Here is a 21,616-nt window from a genome sequence, read left to right as displayed (position 1 = left end):
TCCCAAGGATGTGGGGCGCGCGACATGAGAGGTCAAGATAAGACGAGACTTACCCATGCGCCACGGCGGACAAATCCTTGTCGATCACCTGAAAACTGAAGGCGTGAGCCGCGTCTTTTCCGTGCCCGGCGAAAGCTTTCTGGCCGCACTGGACGGGCTTTACGACAGTGGGATCGAAAATGTGGTCTGCCGTCAGGAAGGCGGCGCGGCGATGATGGCCGAGGCACATGGCAAGCTGACCGGCGCGCCGGGCGTGTTGTTCGTAACACGCGGGCCGGGGGCGACAAATGCGTCTTCCGGCATTCACGTCGCCATGCAGGACGCCACGCCAATGGTGGTGTTCGTCGGCCAGATTGCACGCGGCCACCGGGATCGCGGAGCGTTTCAGGAAGTCGACTATCGTGCTTTCTTTGGCCCGCTTGCCAAGTGGTCCTGCGAGGTTGACCAGACCGATCGCCTGCCCGAATACCTCGCCCGCGCCTTCCATGTCGCCCGCACCGGACGCCCCGGTCCCGTCGTGGTCGCCCTGCCCGAGGATATGCTCAGCGACGTAGCTGATGTGCCGGATCGCCCCGCCGTACCCGCCACGCAGGGCAACGTGTCCAGCGCGGACGCAGGTGCCATCATGGCCGCGATTGCGACCTCCGCGCGTCCGCTTCTGATCGCAGGCGGTCCGGGTTGGACGGCTGAAGCGGGTGCGGCGCTGATGGAATTCGCCGCCGCCAATGCCCTGCCCGTCGCCACGGCCTTCCGCCGTCAGGACTATGTCGACAACCGCCACCCGAACTATGTCGGAGACCTCGGCCTTGGCATTAACCCGGCGCTGAAAACCATGTTCGGCGCGGCCGACACGTTGGTCGTTCTCGGCAGCCGCTTGGGCGACATCGTGACTGGCAGCTACGAGATGCTGAACCCGATCCAGACCGGCAAGCGGATCGTGCATGTCTATCCCTGCGCAGAAGAGCTGGGTCGCGTTTATCACGCCGACCAAACTGTGCTGGCGACCGGCCCCTCAGCGATTTCGGCGCTTGGCGCGCAGCCCGCGCTGACCGCCACCCCGTGGGCGGAATGGACGCAACAAGGCCGCGCAGCTTATGACGCGTTCCAGACCCCGGTCGAGACCCCCGGCCCGGTCAAGCTGGAGCGCATCATGCACTGGCTGTCGGACACTCTGCCTAACGACACCATCATGACCAACGGAGCCGGAAACTATGCCACATGGCTGCACCGCTACTTCCGCTTCAAGGAATACGGCACGCAGTTGGCCCCGACCTCGGGCTCGATGGGCTATGGCTTCCCGGCCGCAGTAGCCGCCAGCCTGCAACATCCTGACCGCACCGTCATTGCATGGCTTGGGGATGGCGAATTTCAGATGACCCTGAACGAGATGTCGACCGCCGTGCAGCACGGTGCCAAACCCATCGCGATCATCGTGAACAACGGGCGCTATGGTACCATCCGGATGCACCAAGAACGCACCTACCCGGCGCGCGTCTCGGGCACGGATATGGCGAATCCCGATTTTGCGGATCTGGCCCGCGCCTATGGAGGCCATGGGGAAACGGTCACGCGAACGGAAGACTTCGAAGCAGCTTTCCGCCGCGCCGAAGCGTCAGGCAAACTGGCTGTCATCGAGTTGGTGGTGGACCAGCAGGTCGCCACGCCGGGGCTGACGCTGGATCAGTTGCGCGCACAGGGCGAGGCGGGGTGACCGCCACGCCCCGGCGCTAGGGATCAGCCCTTCGGCATCTCCATTAGCTCGGCCAGATGGATCGTGCCCATCTGGATGAAGCTGTTTTCACTGGCAATCGCCAAGGCCGTGTCCGCGTCCGGCGCGTTGATCACGCAAAAACCCATCATCGGCTGCTTGAACCCTTCGCGGTGGCCATCACCATCCACGGTCCATTGTGCCTTAAAGGGCGTCTCGGGCATTTCGAACACGTCCGCGTATTTGGCGATCCACGCCTTATACGCAGCCTGCATCTTAGCCTTCTGATCGTCGGGCACATCCGTCGGCTCGTGATAGGCCATGTAGAATCTCGGCATCGTTTCTCCTCCCGTTTAGGGGATCAGTATTCGACCCCAATCTGCGCTTTGATGCCCGACCGGAACGGGTGCTTCACCAACTCCATCTCGGTCACCAGATCGGCAATCTCGATCAGATCGTCCGAGGCATTGCGCCCGGTCAGAACCACGTGGGTCATGTCGGGTTTCTCTTCGACCAGGAACTTCACCACCTCGTTGATGTCGACATAGTCGTAGCGAATGGCAATGTTGATCTCGTCCAGCAGGACCATCTTGTTGGACGGATCGCGGATCAGCTCTTTCGACTTCTCCCACGCAGCCTGCGCCATCTCGATGTCGCGGGTGCGGTCTTGGGTCTCCCACGTGAAGCCTTCACCCATCGTGTAGAACTCGCAAATGTCGCTGAACTTGGCGTTGATCAGATCACGCTCGCCGCAATCCATGCCGCCCTTGATGAACTGCACCACGGCGCATTTCATATCAGCAGCGATGCAGCGGAAAATCATCCCGAACGCGGCCGAGCTTTTGCCCTTGCCCTTGCCCGTATGCACGATGATCAGACCCTTCTTGTCGGTCTTCGTCGCCATGATCTTGTCACGGGCGGCTTTCTTCTTTGCCATCTTTGTGGCGTGGCGATCGGGATCTACGGTCATTCTGGCCTCACTTCTGAATGTCAGACCAGTGTGAGAGCACATGCCACCAGATGCAAGTGCGGGCGCCCCGAAAATCAGGACGCCCGTCTATTTTGGCCACCGTGAGTGGTATATTACTCGGCTGGTACGGCCGAACTGTGTACGCGGCCAAAATGCTGTTTGTTCAAGCGAACAACCAAGACAATCATGGCCATTTGGAACGCAATCGCAATGGCGGAAATCACCCAGTACATGACCGAGAACTTGTCGACCACGCCAGCTTTGACCAGACCAGAGTTCAGGAAGAACTGCAGCAGAACCGACAGGGCAACTCCCGGGCAGACCAGCGCATAGGAACCGGGCGAAGTCTCGTTCCCGAAGACAAAGCTTTTCCAGTAGCCAACGCGCGACAGCACAACCAGACCCAGTAGCCCGAACAGGACCTGTACTGCCATCAGGCGGGCAAGGAACACCATGGTTTCCGCAGCCGAGCCATGGACGTCAAAGGTGGCGTGCAGGCCGTGGTCTTGGCGCAAGAACATGATGCCCAGAATGGTCATCAGTGGGATAACAATCATCAGGGTTGGGGCAGCTTCCTTGGCAGTGCCGTGATGCAGCATCGAGTTGAAGGCGGTGAACAGGGCCAGAGCGGCATAGACAATCGCTGCTGTACCAAAGAAGGTCGAGCCAACCAGCGATACGCCCACGACGATGGTGTTTGTGCTCATCGCGGCGGGGGCAGCAAAGCCAACGGCGGTCATGGCAAGCGCAAAGGACGGCAGCATCTGTGCAAAGCTGTTATGGGCAGTCACATCGAAGACACCACCTTTGGACAGAACACGACCAAGGAAGTCACCGATATAGCTCAGCGCCAGAATGCCGATGGCAAGAAAGGCCGCCATGGCGAAGGGGAACAGGTATTCCACGATCGACCACAGGCCGGGCACGAAGACCAGACCGGCGACGAACAGGCCGTTTACGCTCATCGCCAAGGCCAGCGGCATGGCAAGGATGGTGGTCTCTGCGTTCGAGTTCTTCAGCGCGGTGTAGGCATCTGTTTTGCGGAAGGCCGAGAATCTCTTCAGGTTCCAGATCAGGTATTTCAGGTTCAGGAAGACCATGGCGGCAATCCCGGCCCACGCCACGGCGATGGCAACCTTGATGCCCATCGATCCGGTGGTGAAGGCGGACATAATGTCCTCAAAGACCGGCACGGGCTGGCCCGGGTGTTTCACCCAGAACATCAGGTACATGAAGAAGGTGACCGACAGGCCACCGGCCCCGACCGAGGCCAGGAAGTAGAGCGGCGAATATTTATCCGCGGGACGAGAGGTTTGCATCGGATTTCTCCATTCATATTCGTTTTCTTGAATATCTTATAATTGCAATTGCAACAGTTCGCAAGCCCCTGCCCGTGTACAGGTTGTCGCGGGGTGAATTTGCCCGGATTTACCGATTGTTAACCAAGACACCGCAATCTGCAGAGGAAGGAGACCCAACCCATGCGCCTTGTCCATTCCCTTGTTTTTCTGAGCTTTACGGCCCTCGCCGCCTGCGACAGCCCCAGTCCGCAATTCATGCATCGCGACACTGCAACCACGCGGGTCGAGGTCGAGGGCTCTACCTTTTCGGTGCATCAGCGCGAAAACTGGGTCGAGGTCTATCGCATCGGATTCGAGGCGCTGCCCCGCGTACCGGTGATTCTGGCCCGGGCGAAAATCGCGATTGAGCAGGCCACGGGATGTAAGGTGGTCAAAGGGTCTTTGACAGGGGATCAGGCCATTCAACGCGCCAAGATCGACTGCGACGCGGCTTAATCGACAGGCTTAGGCGTCACAACCTTGGAAAACTCGAATGACGTTGGGCGATCAAATCCCGGATGGCTGTACGCAGCGGTTTTGGTAAAGCCCAACCGTTCGAAGGTGTGGTGGTTCTCGACCAACTCGACCCGCGTTTTCAGACGCAGAACCGACAGGTGTAAAGCACGTGCACGTTGTTCGGCCAGATGGATCAACGCCCGTGACAGCCCGTGCCGCTGCGCGTTTGGATGGACCGCAAGTTTACCAAGATAAAGCTCGGGCGGATTGGCGTCGGGGCGCGGTGTCAGAAACACGCAAGCCTGTTCGTCGATCACCCAGACCTCTCCTGTCCGGACCTGTGCGGCGATCCCATCCTCGGTCAACTGATGCAAAGAACTCGGCGGATCAATCCGCCCCTCCATCCCAGCGAAGGCGGTGCGAAGCAGCGCCAGAACTGGCGCCATATCTTCGTCCGACCTAAGCCGTCGCGGGGTCACCGGATCTGGTCCAGCATCGCCCGGGCCGAGTTTGACCGTGGCGTCCAAAGCCCGCGTTCGATCGCTTCGCGCAGACGTTCGGCGATTTCCTTCAGCGCCGGGTCGTTATGTTCCTCGATGAACTCGCGGGTATCGTCATCCTCGATGAAAGCGCTATAGACCAGATCGAAGTGATGGCTGCGCACCGCGCCCGTCGTGGCCGCGAAGGCGAACATATAGTCGACCGTCGCCGCGATCTCGAACGCGCCTTTATAACCGTGGCGTTTCACCCCATCGATCCATTTCGGGTTCACAACGCGGGACCGGACCACACGACCAATCTCATCTTCCAGCGTACGGATCACCGGGCGCTCGGGACGCGAGTGGTCGTTGTGATAGATAGGGCGATCGCGACCCTGAAGGGTCGACACCGCCGCAGCTGCGCCACCTTCGAACTGATAGTAGTCGTCGCTGTCCAACAGGTCGTGCTCGCGGTTGTCCTGGTTCTGGACGATGGCCTCGACCTGACCCAGACGCGCCTCGAACCCTTCACGATCGCGGGTGCCTTCGCTGCCCGCGCCATAGGCATAGCCACCCCATTCCAGATAGGCCTCGGCCAGATCGGCCTTGTCGGCCCAAAGGCGTTCATCAATCATCGCCTGAAGACCCGCGCCATAAGCTCCGGGTTTCGAGCCATAGACCCGCGACGTCCCCTCGCCCGCCCGCACACGCGCGGCGGCGGGGTTCACGTCATTAGGTTCATCCATGGCCTGCACAGCGCGTGCGGCGCTATCGACTAACGAAATCAGCTGCGGAAAGGCATCGCGGAAGAAGCCTGACACACGCAGGGTCACATCCACGCGCGGACGGCCAAGCGCCGAGGACGGGATCACCTCGAACCCGGTCACGCGGCGGTTGGCGCTGTCCCATTTGGGTTTCACGCCCATCAGCGCCAAGGCCTGCGCGATGTCATCGCCGCCGGTGCGCATGTTGGCGGTGCCCCATGCCGTTACCAGCATCGAACGTGGCCAGTCGCCATGGGTCTGTAGGTGCTTGTCGATCAGCAGGCTGGCTGATTTCCAGCCCAACGCCCACGCGGTCGGCGTCGGCACAGCGCGGCTGTCGACCGAGAAGAAATTGCGCCCCGTGGGTAGTACATCCAAACGTCCGCGGGTGGGGGCGCCGGATGGCGCAGGGGCGACGAACTGTCCAGCAAGGGCGGTGAGAAGCCCCTTCCCCTCGTCCGGCCCACAGGCCCGCACCGAAGGCAAAACCTGCGCATGATAGGCGTCAAGAACCGGACGCGTTGCAGCGAACTCCTCCGGCACCTCATCCCATTGAACAGCGGCCTGCGCCAGCAGCTCCAGCCGCTCGACCGTGTCGCCATTGCTGCGCCACTTGCCTGCTTCAATTGCCTCAAGCCGCGCATGACGTGGGCCGTCATATGTGGCCGCCATATCGCAATCGAGCGGGTCGATATCTACGCCGCAATCTGCCGCCAAAGCCCGGATCAGTGACGCATCTCCGCCCCCGCCTTGCCCGCGCGGCACGCGAACCAGCGCGATGCCTAGATCACGCTCCAGATCCCCGGTCGGAGACTGCCCGAACACGTGCAAACCATCCCGGATCTGCGCTTCTTTCAGCTCACATAGGTAGGCGTCCAATTTCGCCAGATCGCTGTCCTCATCCTCGCCCGACATGCCCACATCGGCGTCCAGCCCGGTGGCTTGGGTCAGCGTCAGGATTTCACGACGCAGATGCACGATCCGGCGGGGATCGACGCCAGCAGCCTCATAGTATTCGTCCACCAGCGCTTCCAGATCGCGCAGAGGCCCATAGGTTTCAGCCCGTGTCAGGGGGGGCGTCAGGTGGTCGATGATCACGGCCTGCGCGCGGCGCTTGGCTTGCGTGCCTTCGCCGGGATCGTTCACGATGAACGGATAGACATGGGGCATCGGGCCCATCACAGCCTCGGGCCAGCAGGTTTCGGACAGGGCGACAGCCTTGCCCGGCAGCCATTCGAGGTTTCCGTGCTTGCCCATATGCACCAGCGCGTGCGCGCCAAAGACGTGACGCAGCCAGAAATAGAAGGCCAGATAGTTGTGTGGCGGAACAAGATCGGGCGAGTGATAGGTCTCGGTCGGGTCGATGTTATAGCCACGCGCAGGCTGTACGCCGACGACGACGTTGCCGAACTCCAGCACCGACAGAGAGAACGACCCGCAGTCGACGTCACCCGGGGTGAAGAATGGGTCTTGTTCAGGTTTGCCCCAACGGCTTTCAATCGCCTCGCGCATCTCCCATGGCAGTTGGCCGTAGTTGATCTGATAGTCGGACATTGGCATGGACACGCCGCCCGTACGGGCGGCCCGATCGGTCAGCCAGTTGGTCGGCCCCGCCATCACCGCCTGCATCAACGCATCGCTGTCCGCAGGTGCGTCCGCAACTCTGTACCCCTGATCCGCCAGCAGCCCCAGCGCGTGCATCACGGCGGCAGGCGTATCCAGCCCCACGCCGTTGGCCAGACGCCCATCCTTGTTGGGATAGTTCGCCATGATCAGCGCGACTTTGCGGTCGCCCGTCGCAGCACGCCGCAGACGCGCCCAGTTAGCGGCAAGTTCCGCCACGAACTGCACCCGGTCGCCCAGCGCCTTGTAGGTGGCAATGGGGCATTCAGTGGCCTCGTCAAAGAAAGCTTCGCCCTTGAAGGAAATCGCGCGGGACAGGATGCGGCCGTCCACTTCGGGCAGGGCTACGTTCATCGCGATGTCGCGCGCAGACAGTCCGGTCAGACCCTCGGCCCATGCCTCTTCGCTGGACCCAGCCAGCACGACCTGAAACACCGGCGCCGCGTTGCACCACGGGGCTTCGAACGGGTTCTGGCTGGGGGCATCGCCTGCATGCGGCGATCCGACGGCGAAAGAGGTGCAGTTCAGGATCACGTCGAGCGCGGCCTCGGCAAACAGGCTTTCCAGCGTCGCGACGGATACCGGGTCTTTCAAAGACGCCACGAACACCGGCAGCGGGTTCAGCCCCTGACGCAACAGCGACTTCACCAGTCGATTGATCGGGTTCAGCCCCGCGCCTTGCACCAGCGCGCGATAGAAGACGACGGGCACAACGGGGGCGCCGTCGGTCCACATCTCTTGCGCTGCGGTCAGATCCGCGACGCCTGCGCCCGGCCAGTAGACTCCCGCACGCAGCAGGGGGCGTGCGGCTTCGGGCTTGTCGCCGCCGTCCATCATCGCCTTGGCATAGTCCAGGAACCCAACCGAGTTTTCCGGCCCGCCCTCGACCAGATACGCCCAAAGCGCATCGTAATCTTCATCGGACACGGTCGACAGCGCGCGCAGTTCGGCGTCCGGCTTGTCATCGCCCGGCAAAAGCGCCAAAGGCACGCCCGCGTCGCGAAGATGGGCGGCATATTGCTCGGCCCCATATTTCCAGTAACCGACACCGCCAAGCACGCGTGCCACAACCAGACGGGACTTCGTCGCGCAGTTGTCGATATGCAGGTCCACTGACATCGGGTGCGCCAGATGCATCATGTTGGCCAGACGCAGACCGGGCGCGTCCGACATCTCGGCCCGCGCTTGGGCCAGCCCTGCAAGTTCCGTGTCTGCGGCAGAAATGAACACCAAATCCGAGGGTGTCTGCCCCAGATCTACCGGTTCTTTTCCGTCATCAATGCTGCCCGGAGTAGCTGCCAGAAGATGCATATCGCGTCCCTTGCGTTAAGATGTTATGGACCGGGCAAACAAGACCCAATCAAGGTGAACCTTATGGATTATAAAGCTGCCGGCGCGCCGAAGCCTGCGAAGGGAAATCCCCGCCATTCCGAACATAATGCCCGTGGAACCGCGAAGAATCCGCTGAACCGGAAGGACGACAAATCGGCGCTTCTGGCCCGGATGAAAGCGGCTGCCGAGCAAAGCAAAAAAGACTGAGCGCCACTCACAGCTCTTTCTCCATGAAGAGAGAGCTGTTTGCTTCGGGGTAGTCTCCGAACGGACCGCATTTGGTAAATCCGGCCCGTTCGTACAGACGGTGCGCCGCATAGAGCACATTGCCGGTTTCCAGTTTCATGGCCGCGTGGCCTTGCGCACAAGAGGTGGCTTCGATCTGCTGAAGCAGGGCTTCACCCACGCCTTTCCCGCGCGCGTCTGGCGAGACGAACATGGACTTCACTTCGCCATATTCGCCTTTATCGGCCAGTGCGCCAGTACCCAACACCACGTCGCCCTCGCGCGCCACGAAGAACGAGATTTCGGGCACGCAGAGGTCGTCGATATTCAGAAAGAAATTGTCCTCGGGCGGAAACAGGCTCTCCATCAGGGCATGGCTTTGCTTTAGCAGCGCCGTGGCCTGAGGATCGCGCGGATCGCCGGGAACAACGTCAATCGTCATGCGGTTAGCGCCTGTTCGATCGCTGCGCGGTCAAGACCCGACTGCCCAATGACCACCAGACGCGTTTCGCGGGTCTGGGTGCCGAAGGGCTGATCGAAATAGGTGTCGACGCGGGGACCAACCGCCTGCAGCGTCAGGCGCATCGGTTTGCCTGCGACGGCGGCAAAGCCTTTCAAGCGCAGAATGTTGTTGGCCCGGATCACGTCGGCGACTTTCTCGGCAAAGGTTGTGGGGTCGGCGACCTCGCCCAATGTCACCACGAAGCTTTCAAACGCATCATGGTCGTGATCGTGGTGATGATGGTGGTCATCATCGTGATCATGGTGATGATGGTCGTCGTCATGGTCATGGTGGTGGTCATCGTGGTGATGATGCCCCTTCTCATGCAGCGACAGGCGGGCGTCCATGTCATCCTCGGCCCCCATGCCCTGCCCCAACAGAACCTCGACCGGCAACGCGCCCATGGTCGAGCGGACAACCTGCACGCCATCACGGCTTTCGTCGGCCAATCGCGAGACCAACTGATCCGCTTCGCCTTCCGCCAGCAGGTCGGATTTGTTCACGACGATCATGTCTGCGCAGGTCACCTGATCCTTGAACAGCTCGGACAGAGGCGTTTCGTGATCCAGATTCTCGTCAAGTTTCCGTTGCGCTTCCACGGCATCCAGATTTGACGCGAACTGACCGTCAAACACGGCCTTCCCGTCCACAACGGTCACAACACCATCCACGGTCACGCGGGTCGAGATCTCGGGCCATTGGAAGGCACGGACCAGCGGTTGCGGCAGGGCCAGGCCCGAGGTCTCGATCACGATGTGATCGGGCGGGGTGTCGCGGTCCAGCAGCTTTTCAAGCGTCGGAATGAAGTCCTCGGCAACGGTACAGCAGATGCAGCCGTTCGACAGCTCCATGATGTCATCCTCGGTGCAGGTCTCGTCTCCGCAGCCCTTGAGGATGTCACCATCGACGCCCAGATCACCAAACTCGTTGATGATCAGCGCAATGCGCTTGCCCTTGGCGTTGTCCAGCATGTGACGGATCAGGGTCGTCTTGCCCGCGCCCAGAAATCCGGTAACCACGGTGGCAGGAATCTTTGCTTGCATCTTATCCTCCTTCGCCCGTCTCCCCGACGGGTGGGTTGCATGATCGCATGGCAGGTCTCCTGGCTTTGCGGGTCGAAGCGCGCCGCCGCCTTCCCGACCCGAAGGTCAGTGGCGCTGGCGGGCGCTCTCCGCTTACAGTCGCGGGGGCGGCTGCACCATCAGACCCCGGATTGGGTCGTCCCCGGTGCATTCCCTTTTGTCCCAGTGGGAACCATGCAGAACGTCTTTGCCGTGCAAGGGGGCAAAGGGTCAAGATCGAAACCGACCTCGCAGGCGGGAATGGCGGCAAGACAAACAGGTGCCCAAGGCATCAAATGCAATATCTTGTGGATAACTTGCCCATTTCGACCACATATCGGTCACCACCGTTGACTCCCGCATATTCCGTTCGAACAATCGTTGAACAGTAAGAATCAATTATGAGGCAGACCGCTTGCGGTTTTCAAAACTCCGTCTGAATGGCTTTAAAAGCTTTGTAGACCCGACCGATCTGGTGATCGCGGACGGGCTGACGGGAGTTGTGGGGCCAAACGGCTGCGGTAAATCCAACCTGCTAGAGGCCCTGCGCTGGGTCATGGGCGAGAACCGCCCGACCGCCATGCGTGGCGGCGGGATGGAGGATGTGATCTTCGCCGGTGCGGCCTCGCGCCCCGCGCGCAATTTTGCGGAAGTCTCGCTGCTGCTGGACAACAGCGAACGCCTTGCCCCTTCCGGATTCAACGAAAGCGACAATCTGGAAATCATACGCCGGATTACCCGCGACGCGGGCTCTGCTTATAAGGTGAACACCAAAGATGTGCGCGCACGGGACGTCAGCATGCTGTTCGCCGACGCCTCGACCGGGGCGCATTCGCCGGCGCTGGTGCGTCAGGGGCAGATTTCGGAACTGATCAACGCCAAGCCCAAAGCGCGTCGCCGCATTCTGGAAGAGGCCGCTGGCATCTCGGGCCTGTATCAGCGCCGCCACGAGGCCGAGCTGAAGCTGAAGGGCACTGAAACCAACCTTGCCCGCGTGGATGATGTGATTGAGCAATTGGCCTCGCAGCTGGGGCAGTTGGCCAGACAAGCCCGCCAAGCCGCACGTTACCGCACAATCGGGGACGACCTGCGCCGCGCCGAGGGGCTGCTTCTCTATCGTCGTTGGAAAGAAGCCGACGCCGCCCGCGCCGACGCCCAAGCCCAGCTGACCGAACGCGTAAAAGCCGCCGCCGCGGCCGAGGGCGCCTCGCGTCAGGCCACGAAAACCCGGCAAGACACCGAAGACCGCCTGCCGCCGCTGCGCGAGGAAGAGGCCGTTGCCGCCGCCATCTTGCAACGTCTGCAAGTTCAGCGCGACCAGCTGTCGGATCAGGAAAGCCAAGCGCGCGCACGGATCGAGACGCTGACATCGCGCATCGCGCAATTGGCCCGTGACATCGACCGTGAAAGCGGGCTGAACAAGGATGCGGGCGAGACGATTGAGCGTCTGGAATGGGAGCAGGCGCAGATCGCCAAGGCATCCGAAGGGCATGCTGATGCGCTTGAAGCCTCCAACGCGGATGCCCGCGACAGCGCGGCAATCTTGCAGGAACGCGAAGGCGACCTAACCCAACTGACGGAAGACGTCGCGCGGCTGGCCGCGCGCCACCAATCCGCCCACCGCTTGCTGGATGACAGCCGCAAGACGCTGGAAAAAAGCGAAGGCGAGGCCACGCGGGCGCGATCCGCGATGGACGACGCAAAGGGCGCGGTTGATAAAGCGGCGGCTGATTTTGAAGCGGCTGGCGTGGCGCAGAATTCTGCGGCCAAGGCTTCGGAAGACGCTGAAGCGGCGCTTGTGGCGGCCGATGAAGCCCGTTCCGAGGCACAATCACGCGAAGCAGATGCCCGCGCTGCGCGATCATCTGCTGAAGGTGAAGTGAACGCCCTGCACGCCGAGGTTCAGGCGCTGTCCCGTCTGGTCGAGCGCGATGCGTCTGAAGGGTCGCAGGTGCTGGATACGCTGCGCGTGAAGTCGGGATACGAGAAGGCCTTGGGCGCCGCGCTGGCCGATGATCTGCGCGCGCCAGAGGTCGAGGGCGAAGCGCCCTCGGGCTGGGCGCTGTTGCCCGGATATGCGCAAGCGCAATCCCTGCCAGATGGCGTGAATGCGCTGTCCAACTATGTCACCGTGCCCGAAGTTCTGGCCCGTCGGATGAGCCAGATCGGTCTGGTCGCAACCGAAGACGCCGCCCGCCTTCAGGCCCAATTGAAACCGGGGCAGCGCCTTGTCTCGATGGAAGGCGATCTGTGGCGTTGGGATGGGTTCCGCGCGGGGGCCGAAGACCAGCCGTCGACGGCCGCGCTTCGGCTTGAACAGCTAAACCGCCTGCAGGAACTAAAGCAGGATCTGGAGGAGGCCACCGCCCGCGCAGATGGGGCCCGCGCCGCCCATGACGTGCTGAAAACCCGGCTGGTGGAAACGACCGAAGCCGACAAGCGCGCCCGCGATGATCGCCGCGATGCGGACCGCGCCGTGACCGAGGCCAATCGCGCCCTGTCGCGCGCCGAAGCCGATCGCAACATCGCGGAAGGCAAGCTGGAAAACCTTGGGCTGGCCTTGAAGCGCCACGAGGAAGAAGCCATGGGTGCGCGCCAGCGGCTGGCGGAAGCTGAAAAGGGCGTTGCCGATCTGGGTGATCTCGATGCCGCCCGCACGCAGGTGGAAGAGGTCAAGATGGCCGTGGAAGCCGCGCGCATGACCATGATGTCCAAGCGCTCGGCCCATGACGAGCTGCGCCGCGAGGGCGAGGCACGCATCCGCCGCAGCCAAGAAATCACCAAGGAAATCTCGGGCTGGAAGCACCGCCTGGAAACCGCTGGGAAACGAATTGCCGAACTGGACGAGCGCAAGACGGAAAGCGAAGCCGAGCTAAAGGACGCCCAAGCCGCGCCGGATGAACTGGCCGCCAAGCGCGACGAACTGGCAGATGCGATTGGCGAGGCCGAGACCCGGCGCAAAGCCGCAAGCGACAAGCTGGCTGAAGGCGAAACCGCCGAGCGCGAGGCCGCCAATGCCGAGCGCGAGGCCGAACGCGCCGCAGGTGAAGCCCGCGAGGCCCGCGCCCGCGCCGAAGCCCGTGCAGATGCGGCGCGCGAAACCGTCGCGCTGGCCGCTGAGCGCATTCAGGAAGAGATGGAGACCACGCCGGACGCTCTGCTGGAATCTTTGGACGCGGATCCCGAGAAAATGCCGTCGTCTGAGCAGATCGAACACGACGTAAACCGTCTGAAACGCCAGCGGGATTCCTTGGGCGCAGTCAACCTGCGCGCCGAGGAAGACGCCAAGGAGGTTCAGGAAGAGCACGACCATCTGCTGTCTGAAAAGACCGATCTGGAAGAGGCGATCAAGGCCCTGCGCACCGGCATTTCCAGCCTGAACAAGGAAGGCCGCGAGCGTCTTTTGACCGCGTTCGAGCAGGTGAACGAAAGCTTCGGTACGCTGTTCAAGCACCTGTTTGGTGGCGGCGAGGCCAAGCTGGTTCTGGTCGAAAGCGACGATCCGCTGGATGCGGGGCTGGAGATCATGTGCCAGCCTCCGGGCAAGAAACTGTCGACGCTTAGCCTGTTGTCGGGCGGCGAACAGACCCTGACCGCGTTGGCGCTGATCTTCGCCGTGTTCTTGGCCAACCCCGCGCCCATCTGTGTGCTGGACGAGGTCGACGCGCCGCTGGATGACGCAAACGTCACGCGGTTCTGCGACCTTCTGGACGAAATGACTCGCCGCACCAACACCCGCTTCCTGATCATCACCCACCACGCGGTGACGATGGCGCGCATGGATCGTCTGTTCGGCGTAACAATGGCTGAACAAGGCGTCAGCCAGCTGGTCAGCGTTGATCTGAAGAAGGCCGAGCAGATGGTCGCCTGATCTGGCAACGCCCTTGCCCCCTGAAAGGCAAATCCCTAGGCTGACCCAAAGTCTGATTTGGAGAAGCTTATGAAATCCATTCTTTTTTCCGGCGCGATAGCCCTGTCCTTGTTGGCGGGACACGCTGCGACCGCCCAACAAGTCAAAGCCTCCGAGCCTGAAAGCGTTCTGGCCTATTTCGAAGACCTTGGTGCGCCTGCAAAACTGGTCGAGGACAGCGTCGGCGACCCCTCGGTCGAGGTGCAGTACTACGGCACAAACATGGTCGTTTTCTTCTATGGCTGCCGCAACAACACGAACTGCAATTCGCTTCAGTTCTTTGCTGCCTACACCGCGGAAAGCGAGATCTCGCTAGAGGGGCTGAACGACTGGAACGCCGCGCAGCGCTATGGTCGGGCCTACCGTGCTGAAGACGGTCGCAAGATGTTGGAGTACGACATCTATACCGGTCAGGACGGCGTCAGCATGACGGATTTTGACGAGATCTTCGACATCTGGACCGAAGTCGTCGAAAGCTTCGAAGACGCACTTTCCTAAAGTGGTTCGCCCCCAACCGTCAGGCTGGGGGCTTTATTCTTACAGAGTGTTCAAAAGCTGCGCTGTCGGCCACGCGTCGGCAGGCAGGCCAAGACGTACCTGCTCAGTCTGAATGGCGGTCCGGGTCTTGGCGCCCAGAATACCGTCAATCTTACCCACATCATGCCCGCGCGCGGCGAGTTTCTTTTGCAGCGCTTTCATCTGTTGGCCGGTGAAGGCTGGGTCAGGATTTCCTGCATTGAAGACCGGCGCACCTTCCAGCCGGGTGGCAAAATAGGCGGCGGTGGTCACATAGACGAAGCTTTGGTTCCACTCGAAATACACACGGAAATTGGGATAGGCGATGAAGGCCGGGCCCTTGCGCCCTTGCGGCAGGATGATCGACGCGGTCAGGTTCCCTGCCCCCAGCTTTCCAGCCCGCGGCGAAACGCCAAGCGCCGCCCAGTCTGACACCGTTTTCGTGGTGTCCAACCCGGTCTCGGCCCAATTCAGATCGGCTGGAACGGTGACCTCTTGCAGCCACGGTTCGCCCGCGCGCCAGCCCAAGCCCCGCAGCATGTTGGCCCCGGACAAAAGCGCATCTGCCGGGGTTTTACGCAGATCGATCTTGCCGTCGCCATTACCGTCCACACCGGCCTCGATGATGTCACCGGGCAGCATTTGGACCATGCCAATCTCGCCCGCCCATGCACCGGTCGAGGTTGCGGGGTTGAAGGCACCGGCCTCGTACAGTTCTAGTGCTGCGAAGACCTGCGGCTGGAACAGTTCGGGGCGGCGGCAGTCATGCGACAGCGTGACCAGCGAGTTTAGCGTGTTGAAGTCCCCTTGGAAGGCACCATAGTCGGTCTCGAACGCCCAGAACGCGGTCAGCACACCGCGGCTGACACCGTATTCCGCCTCCATCCGGTCAAAGGTAGCGGCGTGTTTGGTCAGCATCGCGCGGCCACGGTTGATCCGGTCCTGACTGATCAGACGGCGCGAGAAATCGACGAAGGGTCGTTGGAAAATCCCCTGCGCTCGGTCGGCTTTCAGCGTGGCTGGGTCTTGCTGAACCGACGCGAAAAACTTGTTCACGCTGGCTTTGGAGTGCCCCTTGGCAATGGCCGCGTCTTTCATGGATGTGACGAAGCCCTTGAAGCTGCCACCACAGGCCACGTTTTGCGCCTGTGCGGGAAGGGCCAATGTCATGGCAACTGCCACGGCCGAGATAAATTTCTGCATGTGAATACCTTATTCTGCTCGGCGGGCAGATTACCGGATTCACATCACGTGACAACCGCCAGCAGGAATACGACGCCCAGCAGGACCAACCATGCCGACCAGAGCGCATCGACGGCCTGATCGACCTCTTTCGCGCCAATGTCACGCGCGCCTTCGCCGTTCACCCACGGGAAGTCCCGCATCTCGCCATGATAGGCCCGTGGGCCAGAGAGGGCGACGTTCAGGGTGCGGGCCATCGCGGCCTCGGGCCAGCCCGCGTTGGGCGAGCGGTGCAGGGGCGCGTCGCGGCGGATCACCGACCACGCGGACCATTGGCGGCTGGCGAGGATCAGGATTAGTGCGGTCAGGCGGGCGGGGATCCAGTTCAGTACGTCGTCCAGCCGTGCGGCGAACTTGCCGAACTGTTCATAGCGTTCGTTGCGATAGCCGATCATGCTGTCGGCCGTGTTCACCAGCTTATAGACCATCAGCCCCGGCAGCCCCGCAATCAGGAACCAGAAGGCAGGCGCAACAACGCCGTCCGAGAAGTTCTCGGCCGCACTTTCAATCGCACCGCGTGCAATGGCGTCGTCTGCCATGTCCTTGGTATCACGCCCGACGATCATGGCGACGGCTTTGCGCCCCTCTTCCGTCGACTGGCGCAGCGCGTCCGCCACAGCCTGTACGTGCTGGGCCAAGGATTTCTGCGCCAGTAGGATTGCGGCAACGATGATCTCAAGCAGCCCTCCAAAAGGAAGATACTGGATCACTTGGCCAAGTATCCCGGCCACAGCAGCCAGAACGAACACGCCCATTGCACCGTTGAAGAAGCGGTTGTCGCCTTCATTTAAATTGCGCTCGAGCCACCCAATCGCGCGGCCCATCAGGACTGCCGGATGCGGCACACGCTTCCACGCCCAGTCAGGTTCGCCCATGAAGGCGTCCAGAATTAAGGCCAGAACCAGAGGTGCTGCGTAGATCATAGGGCAGCCTCCAGCTGTGACCAGCGATCCGGGTGCGGCAAGCCAAGGCGGAGCCATCGGGTCGAATAAGGGAAGATGCGCGACCAGACGTGGCGTTCGGCCAAGCGGCTCTGCCACGCTTGCGCGTCGCCCACATCGTACAGGCGGAACAGCGTGGTGCCGCCCAGTGCTTTGGCGCCGTTGGAAGTCATCAGGGCATCCAGACGGGCGGTGTCGTCCGCCAGCCGCGCGCGCGTCGCATCGGCCCATTCGAAATCCTCAAGCGCCTGCGCGCCCAGTTCCAATGCGGGGCCAGAGACCTGCCACGGACCGATTGTGTCGCGCAGCATAGCGATCAGCGCGGGGTCTCCGATCACGAAGCCCAGTCGCAGCCCTGCGAGGCCCCAGAACTTGCCGAAGCTTTTCAGGATCAAGACGCCGGGTGTGGTCGCGGCCTTGATCAAGCTTTGATCCGGCATCACGTCGCAGAAGCTTTCATCAATGACGGTCAGGGAGCGATCCAGATCCAAGCCCGGCCAAATGCGGCCGTCGGGATTGTTGGGATGCACGACAACGCGGGCGGGGGCGGCGTGGTCCACGACCTCCCATCCTTGCGCGTGAAACCCGGCGGCGTGTTCGTTATAGGTCGGGCCTTCGATCTGCACCTGACCCGCAGGCAGAAGCGAGGGGATGCGGGCGATCAGCGCGGACGCGCCGGGCGCGGCCAGGACCGCAGCCTCGTCAGGAACATTCCAGAACTTCCGTGCCGCAGCCTCAAGCCGCGCAAACGCACCTTTGTCGGGCAGCGCAGTCCACGCATCGACCGAGAACGCCCCGACAGGATATGGCAGCGGATTGATACCCGTAGACAGGTCCAGCCAGCCCGCGCGCGTGCCGCCGAACCGCGCAATGGCCGCGTCCAGTCCGCCCCCGTGATCGCGTTCTTCCGCTTGGGTCATGTGTCCTCCGGCAAGGGGGCGTGGCGGGTCACGAAATGGCCTTTCACGGCCTGTGGCCATTCACGGTACGGTACCTGCCCGGTGACGCTATCCGCATGGGCCACCGCATAGTCGACGATCCCCTGTGCGGCGTCCTCGGACACCTCGAACCGCCCCAGCGTGTAGCAAAGCTTGCCATGCGCCTGAACGGTAACGTTGCAGCTGTTGTCGCAGCCCATCATGCAGGACACGCGGCGGGTGCGGACAGGCGTACCGTCGGCCTGCGCCTCGATCAGCGCGGCCAAGGCTTCGCCGTCAGTCTTCTCCATCCCGCGTTCCGCCCAGTCCGCGTGTTTGCAGGTGTCACAGATGGTGATCCAGGTTGTCATCGCGCGCGCTCCTTCAGTGTTGGTGACGGTTCAAACGGAAAACGCGCCGAAAGACAACGCAAATTGCGGCGAAGTGGCCCGGTTGGGCGACATGACGGCAGCAACGGCAAGATTGGCATGTGGCACAGAACGTGTCATACCGCGCCGGCGGAGTTTATTATGCAAATACTGATTATCGAAGAGAACCCCGATCTGGCCCGGATTTGGTCGGCGCATCTGTCGCGTCAGGGGATGAACGTAACGCACGCCCAATCGAAAACCGAGGCGCACGCACTGGTGACCGATCGCGCGTTCGACGTGGTTATTCTGAATGCCGATATTGATGGCGGACGACCGATTGCGCTTGCGGACTATATTTCCTATCGCCTGCCTGTTGCGCGGATCATCTTTGTGACCGGCACCAGCTTTTTCTCCGATGGCTCGATCTTTGCCTTGGCGTCGAATGTCCATGCCTGCGTGCCCACGGACTCGGACCCCGCGGACATCGTCAGCCTTGTCGACCACCACGCCCGCGCGGCGCAACAAGAGGCCGGCACACGCGACGGATGATGCACGCCAAGGTTATGGCTTTCGTTTCCGGACAAACGCACTAAGGTCGCGGCATGACACAGAACACCCCCGTCACCGCCGTGGTCTTTGACATCGGCAACGTCCTGATCCGCTGGCAGCCGGAAGAGCTGTATGACCAATGGGTCGGACAAACCCGGCGGGAAGAGATGTTCGCCGCCGTGGACCTGCATTTCATGAACGAACTGGTCGACCGTGGCGGGGATTTTCGGAAGGTGATCTATGACACCGCTGACAAATACCCGGCCTATGCGGAAGAAATCCGATGGTGGCATGATCGTTGGCTGGACATGGCCAGCCCCGCGATTGACCTTTCGGTGGCCACTCTGCGTGCGCTGAAAGCCCGCGGCGTCCCGGTCTTCGCCCTGTCGAACTTCGGCATTGGCACGTTCGAGGTCGGGGAAGCCGCCTATGATTTCCTGTCTGACTTCGACCGAAGATACATCTCGGGCCATATGGGTGTGACCAAGCCCAGCGCGACAATCTATCAGATGCTTGAGGATGATTGCGGCCACGCACCCGGCGGCCTTCTGTTCACCGATGACCGAACTGAGAACATTGACGCCGCCGCCCAGCGCGGTTGGCAGACCCACCATTTCACCACGCCCCGCGCGTGGGCCGACACCCTGATCGCCCGCGACATGATAAAGGAGAGCGACCTGTGACCCCCGAACTGATCCCCTTTGAAGCCGATGCCCTTCTGAGCTGGCAAGGTCTGGCGGATGCCTTCCTTGAGGACCACACGAAACCCAAGGCCGAGATCGGGGACACGTTCCTCTATCGTGGCGAAGATACTATGCTGACCCGCTCGGCCTGGATCGATGGGTTGGGGATCGCTGTGAAGACCGCCAACATTATGCCGGGCAATCCGGGACGGGGCGAGCCGATGATCCACGGGGCGGTGAACCTCTATGACGACATCACCGGGCTTCTGGAAGCCATCGTCGATTTCCACCTTGTCACCAAGTGGAAAACGGCTGGCGACAGCGCCCTTGGCGCGCGGCTTCTGGCGCGGCCCGACAGCAAAGTCGTACTGATCGTCGGCGCGGGCACGGTCGGGCGCAACCTGCGCATGGCCTATGAGGCGATGTTCCCCGATGCCCGTTTCCTGATCTGGAACCGTAGTCCGGAAGGTGCCGCCAAGTTCGCGGATGAGTTCGACAAGACCGAGGCCGTCGCCTCGCTGGAAGAGGGTTTTGCGCAGGCGGACATCATCACCTCGGCGACCATGACGACGGACCCTCTGATCAAGGGCGACTGGCTGCGCCCCGGCCAGCATCTGGACCTGATCGGCGCCTATCGCCCCGACATGCGCGAGGCTGACGACACTGCCCTGACCCGCGCCCGCCTGTTCATGGATAGCCGCGACACGGTGCTGGATCACATCGGCGAATTCAAAGGCCCGCTGTCCCGTGGGGTGATCAGCCGAGATGACGTGGTGGGCGATCTTTACGACCACAAGGATGGCGTCTTCACGCGCCAGCCCGACGACATCACGCTTTATAAAAACGGCGGCGGCGCGCATCTGGACCTGATGACCAGCCGCTACATCCTGAACGCTTGGAGGAACAGATGATCACGAAGCAGCATATCGAAGATTTCCAGCGCGATGGTGTGGTCGTGATCCGCGGCGCTTTTACCGACTGGATCGACACGATGATCGCAGGTGTGGACCGCAACATGGCGGACCCCTCGCAATACGCGTCCGAGAACGCCGTAACCGAAGGTCGATTCTTTGACGATTACGTCAACTGGACCCGCATCCCGGAATACGAGCGTATCGTGCGCGAAAGCCCGGCGGCGCAGATTGCTGCAGAAGTCATGCAAAGCGACACCGCGCAGTTCTTCCATGACCACGTGCTGGTCAAGGAACCCGGCACGCCCAAACCCACGCCGTGGCATCAGGACGGCCCCTACTACTTTGTCGAGGGCGAACAAACCGCCAGCTTCTGGATCCCGCTTGATCCGGTTCGCGAAAACTCGCTGCGGTTCATCGCGGGCAGCCACAAATGGGACCGTATGGTCCGTCCGGTCAGCTGGGCTGATGACAGCGACTTCTATGATGGTGATCAGGGATGGACCCCGGTGCCCGACCCGGATGCCAACCCCGACGACATGAAAGTGCTGGAATGGGAGATGGACCCCGGCGACGCGGTTATCTTCGACTTCCGCACTGCCCACGGTGCGCGCGGCAACCATTCCCCCAACCGCCGCCGTGCGCTGAGCCTGCGCTGGATGGGCGATGACGCGCGCTATGTCGAACGCCCGGGCCGCACCTCTCCGCCCTTCCCGGGGCACGAGATGACGCAAGGCCAGAAACTGCGCGAAGACTGGTTCCCGGTGATCTGGCCGAAACCCTGATCTGAAAAAAACAAACCCCCGGAAGCGGCGCTTACGGGGGTCGTTTTGACGGACAGTTGACAACCTGCCCATCGAACACTGTTCAGATCTTAGAGAAGACCTTCACGCTGTGCTTTCTTACGAGCCAGCTTACGCTGACGGCGAATCGCTTCCGCCTTCTCGCGCGCTTTTTTCTCGGAGGGCTTCTCGAAATGTTGCTTAAGCTTCATCTCACGGAAGACACCTTCACGCTGAAGTTTTTTCTTCAGCGCACGAAGCGCTTGATCGACGTTGTTATCACGAACCGAAACCTGCATGTGGTTGTCACCACCTTTCTAAGTTAGAGTTTGCA

Annotated in this window: 21 protein-coding genes and 1 riboswitch; of the genes, 9 read left to right on the top strand and 12 right to left on the bottom strand. The window is 61.7% G+C overall.

Annotated elements, in window-relative coordinates:
- Positions 1-55: 55 nt before the first annotated feature.
- Entirely contained in the window at positions 56-1,711 is a 1,656-nt protein-coding gene (locus tag MWU53_RS11325; RefSeq protein WP_247093387.1) for a thiamine pyrophosphate-binding protein, read from the top strand.
- 23 nt (positions 1,712-1,734) lie between these two features.
- Here the strand turns inward: MWU53_RS11325 and MWU53_RS11320 are convergent, their stop codons facing one another.
- The 3 genes from MWU53_RS11320 to MWU53_RS11310 all read right to left on the bottom strand — a co-directional run bounded on the left by MWU53_RS11320 (position 1,735) and on the right by MWU53_RS11310 (position 3,997).
- Positions 1,735-2,046 (bottom strand): YciI family protein, encoded by a 312-nt coding sequence (locus MWU53_RS11320; RefSeq protein WP_247093384.1) that lies wholly within the window; start codon positions 2,044-2,046, stop codon positions 1,735-1,737.
- A 23-nt stretch (positions 2,047-2,069) separates the two neighbouring features.
- Positions 2,070-2,678 carry a cob(I)yrinic acid a,c-diamide adenosyltransferase gene (gene cobO / locus MWU53_RS11315; protein WP_247093382.1) on the bottom strand — a complete coding sequence of 203 codons (609 nt, stop codon included), beginning with the start codon at positions 2,676-2,678 and terminating at the stop codon, positions 2,070-2,072.
- 113 nt (positions 2,679-2,791) lie between these two features.
- Positions 2,792-3,997: a hypothetical protein gene (locus MWU53_RS11310; protein WP_247093380.1), complete on the bottom strand. Its 1,206-nt coding sequence runs from the start codon at positions 3,995-3,997 to the stop codon at positions 2,792-2,794.
- Between the two features lie 162 nt (positions 3,998-4,159).
- Here MWU53_RS11310 and MWU53_RS11305 point away from each other — a divergent pair, with 162 nt between their 5' ends.
- Positions 4,160-4,474, top strand: a complete 315-nt coding sequence (locus MWU53_RS11305) for a hypothetical protein (protein ID WP_247093378.1) — start codon at positions 4,160-4,162, stop codon at positions 4,472-4,474.
- Here MWU53_RS11305 and MWU53_RS11300 read toward each other — a convergent pair.
- Both MWU53_RS11300 and cobN read right to left on the bottom strand, forming a co-directional pair.
- The gene (locus tag MWU53_RS11300) at positions 4,471-4,920 is read right to left on the bottom strand and encodes a GNAT family N-acetyltransferase (protein ID WP_247093376.1); all 450 of its coding nucleotides are present in this window, start codon (positions 4,918-4,920) and stop codon (positions 4,471-4,473) included. The genes MWU53_RS11305 and MWU53_RS11300 overlap by 4 nt on opposite strands.
- Positions 4,921-4,949: 29 nt before the next feature.
- A complete protein-coding gene (cobN, locus tag MWU53_RS11295; RefSeq protein ID WP_247093374.1) occupies positions 4,950-8,651 on the bottom strand; it encodes a cobaltochelatase subunit CobN in 3,702 nt (1,233 codons plus the stop codon).
- 63 nt (positions 8,652-8,714) lie between these two features.
- On the opposite strand from cobN, the gene MWU53_RS11290 reads away from it, so the two are divergent.
- Positions 8,715-8,879, top strand: a complete 165-nt coding sequence (locus tag MWU53_RS11290) for a hypothetical protein (RefSeq protein ID WP_247093372.1) — start codon at positions 8,715-8,717, stop codon at positions 8,877-8,879.
- 7 nt (positions 8,880-8,886) lie between these two features.
- Here the strand turns inward: MWU53_RS11290 and MWU53_RS11285 are convergent, their stop codons facing one another.
- Together MWU53_RS11285 and cobW are read right to left on the bottom strand one after the other, a co-directional pair.
- On the bottom strand, positions 8,887-9,339 hold the full coding sequence (locus MWU53_RS11285; protein WP_247093370.1) for a GNAT family N-acetyltransferase: 453 nt from the start codon (positions 9,337-9,339) through the stop codon (positions 8,887-8,889).
- Entirely contained in the window at positions 9,336-10,442 is a 1,107-nt protein-coding gene (gene cobW, locus MWU53_RS11280) for a cobalamin biosynthesis protein CobW (protein WP_247093368.1), read from the bottom strand. The genes MWU53_RS11285 and cobW overlap by 4 nt, the downstream gene beginning before the upstream one ends.
- A gap of 31 nt (positions 10,443-10,473) precedes the next feature.
- Positions 10,474-10,673: riboswitch (cobalamin riboswitch) on the bottom strand.
- A gap of 202 nt (positions 10,674-10,875) precedes the next feature.
- Here cobW and smc point away from each other — a divergent pair.
- Both smc and MWU53_RS11270 read left to right on the top strand, forming a co-directional pair.
- A complete protein-coding gene (smc, locus tag MWU53_RS11275) occupies positions 10,876-14,331 on the top strand; it encodes a chromosome segregation protein SMC (protein WP_247093366.1) in 3,456 nt (1,151 codons plus the stop codon).
- Positions 14,332-14,400: 69 nt separating this feature from the next.
- Complete coding sequence (locus MWU53_RS11270) at positions 14,401-14,868, top strand: YbjN domain-containing protein (RefSeq protein WP_247093364.1); 468 nt, start codon at positions 14,401-14,403, stop codon at positions 14,866-14,868.
- Positions 14,869-14,907: 39 nt separating this feature from the next.
- On the opposite strand, the gene MWU53_RS11265 is transcribed toward MWU53_RS11270, so the two are convergent.
- From MWU53_RS11265 to MWU53_RS11250, 4 genes are read right to left on the bottom strand one after another with little or no spacing between them, the layout of a single operon-like run.
- Positions 14,908-16,089 (bottom strand): lytic murein transglycosylase, encoded by a 1,182-nt coding sequence (locus MWU53_RS11265; RefSeq protein WP_247093362.1) that lies wholly within the window; start codon positions 16,087-16,089, stop codon positions 14,908-14,910.
- A gap of 44 nt (positions 16,090-16,133) precedes the next feature.
- Positions 16,134-17,051, bottom strand: a complete 918-nt coding sequence (gene cbiB, locus MWU53_RS11260; protein ID WP_247093360.1) for an adenosylcobinamide-phosphate synthase CbiB — start codon at positions 17,049-17,051, stop codon at positions 16,134-16,136.
- The gene (locus MWU53_RS11255) at positions 17,048-17,989 is read right to left on the bottom strand and encodes a threonine-phosphate decarboxylase (protein ID WP_247093358.1); all 942 of its coding nucleotides are present in this window, start codon (positions 17,987-17,989) and stop codon (positions 17,048-17,050) included. Before MWU53_RS11255 ends, cbiB begins: the two co-directional genes overlap by 4 nt.
- Entirely contained in the window at positions 17,986-18,357 is a 372-nt protein-coding gene (locus MWU53_RS11250) for a DUF1636 domain-containing protein (RefSeq protein ID WP_247093356.1), read from the bottom strand. The genes MWU53_RS11255 and MWU53_RS11250 overlap by 4 nt, the downstream gene beginning before the upstream one ends.
- Positions 18,358-18,516: 159 nt before the next feature.
- On the opposite strand from MWU53_RS11250, the gene MWU53_RS11245 reads away from it, so the two are divergent.
- The 4 genes from MWU53_RS11245 to MWU53_RS11230 are packed head-to-tail and all read left to right on the top strand — an operon-like array spanning position 18,517 to position 21,285.
- Positions 18,517-18,906: a response regulator gene (locus MWU53_RS11245; protein WP_247093354.1), complete on the top strand. Its 390-nt coding sequence runs from the start codon at positions 18,517-18,519 to the stop codon at positions 18,904-18,906.
- A 53-nt stretch (positions 18,907-18,959) separates the two neighbouring features.
- Positions 18,960-19,589: an HAD family phosphatase gene (locus MWU53_RS11240; protein WP_247093352.1), complete on the top strand. Its 630-nt coding sequence runs from the start codon at positions 18,960-18,962 to the stop codon at positions 19,587-19,589.
- On the top strand, positions 19,586-20,500 hold the full coding sequence (locus tag MWU53_RS11235; protein WP_247093349.1) for an ornithine cyclodeaminase: 915 nt from the start codon (positions 19,586-19,588) through the stop codon (positions 20,498-20,500). The genes MWU53_RS11240 and MWU53_RS11235 overlap by 4 nt, the downstream gene beginning before the upstream one ends.
- Entirely contained in the window at positions 20,485-21,285 is an 801-nt protein-coding gene (locus MWU53_RS11230) for a phytanoyl-CoA dioxygenase family protein (protein WP_247093347.1), read from the top strand. Before MWU53_RS11235 ends, MWU53_RS11230 begins: the two co-directional genes overlap by 16 nt.
- Positions 21,286-21,374: 89 nt before the next feature.
- Here the strand turns inward: MWU53_RS11230 and rpsU are convergent, their stop codons facing one another.
- The gene (gene rpsU, locus MWU53_RS11225) at positions 21,375-21,581 is read right to left on the bottom strand and encodes a 30S ribosomal protein S21 (protein ID WP_007255353.1); all 207 of its coding nucleotides are present in this window, start codon (positions 21,579-21,581) and stop codon (positions 21,375-21,377) included.
- Between the last annotated feature and the right edge of the window lie 35 nt (positions 21,582-21,616).

Source organism: Aliiroseovarius sp. S1123 (assembly GCF_023015885.1).
Classification (GTDB): Bacteria; Pseudomonadota; Alphaproteobacteria; order Rhodobacterales; family Rhodobacteraceae; genus Aliiroseovarius.
This window is presented reverse-complemented; position numbering and strand designations above follow the sequence as displayed.

What these genes read in the sequence shown, in the direction of transcription:
- cobN (WP_247093374.1), bottom strand. Translation starts at nt 8,651, where the DNA reads ATGCATCTTCTGGCAGCTACTCCGGGCAGCATTGATGACGGAAAAGAA.
- MWU53_RS11240 (WP_247093352.1), top strand. Translation starts at nt 18,960, where the DNA reads ATGACACAGAACACCCCCGTCACCGCCGTGGTCTTTGACATCGGCAAC.
- rpsU (WP_007255353.1), bottom strand. Translation starts at nt 21,581, where the DNA reads ATGCAGGTTTCGGTTCGTGATAACAACGTCGATCAAGCGCTTCGTGCG.
- MWU53_RS11255 (WP_247093358.1), bottom strand. Translation starts at nt 17,989, where the DNA reads ATGACCCAAGCGGAAGAACGCGATCACGGGGGCGGACTGGACGCGGCC.
- MWU53_RS11265 (WP_247093362.1), bottom strand. Translation starts at nt 16,089, where the DNA reads ATGCAGAAATTTATCTCGGCCGTGGCAGTTGCCATGACATTGGCCCTT.
- MWU53_RS11320 (WP_247093384.1), bottom strand. Translation starts at nt 2,046, where the DNA reads ATGCCGAGATTCTACATGGCCTATCACGAGCCGACGGATGTGCCCGAC.
- MWU53_RS11290 (WP_247093372.1), top strand. Translation starts at nt 8,715, where the DNA reads ATGGATTATAAAGCTGCCGGCGCGCCGAAGCCTGCGAAGGGAAATCCC.
- cbiB (WP_247093360.1), bottom strand. Translation starts at nt 17,051, where the DNA reads ATGATCTACGCAGCACCTCTGGTTCTGGCCTTAATTCTGGACGCCTTC.
- MWU53_RS11285 (WP_247093370.1), bottom strand. Translation starts at nt 9,339, where the DNA reads ATGACGATTGACGTTGTTCCCGGCGATCCGCGCGATCCTCAGGCCACG.
- MWU53_RS11310 (WP_247093380.1), bottom strand. Translation starts at nt 3,997, where the DNA reads ATGCAAACCTCTCGTCCCGCGGATAAATATTCGCCGCTCTACTTCCTG.
- MWU53_RS11300 (WP_247093376.1), bottom strand. Translation starts at nt 4,920, where the DNA reads ATGGCGCCAGTTCTGGCGCTGCTTCGCACCGCCTTCGCTGGGATGGAG.
- MWU53_RS11325 (WP_247093387.1), top strand. Translation starts at nt 56, where the DNA reads ATGCGCCACGGCGGACAAATCCTTGTCGATCACCTGAAAACTGAAGGC.
- MWU53_RS11245 (WP_247093354.1), top strand. Translation starts at nt 18,517, where the DNA reads ATGCAAATACTGATTATCGAAGAGAACCCCGATCTGGCCCGGATTTGG.
- cobO (WP_247093382.1), bottom strand. Translation starts at nt 2,678, where the DNA reads ATGACCGTAGATCCCGATCGCCACGCCACAAAGATGGCAAAGAAGAAA.
- MWU53_RS11305 (WP_247093378.1), top strand. Translation starts at nt 4,160, where the DNA reads ATGCGCCTTGTCCATTCCCTTGTTTTTCTGAGCTTTACGGCCCTCGCC.
- cobW (WP_247093368.1), bottom strand. Translation starts at nt 10,442, where the DNA reads ATGCAAGCAAAGATTCCTGCCACCGTGGTTACCGGATTTCTGGGCGCG.
- MWU53_RS11270 (WP_247093364.1), top strand. Translation starts at nt 14,401, where the DNA reads ATGAAATCCATTCTTTTTTCCGGCGCGATAGCCCTGTCCTTGTTGGCG.
- MWU53_RS11250 (WP_247093356.1), bottom strand. Translation starts at nt 18,357, where the DNA reads ATGACAACCTGGATCACCATCTGTGACACCTGCAAACACGCGGACTGG.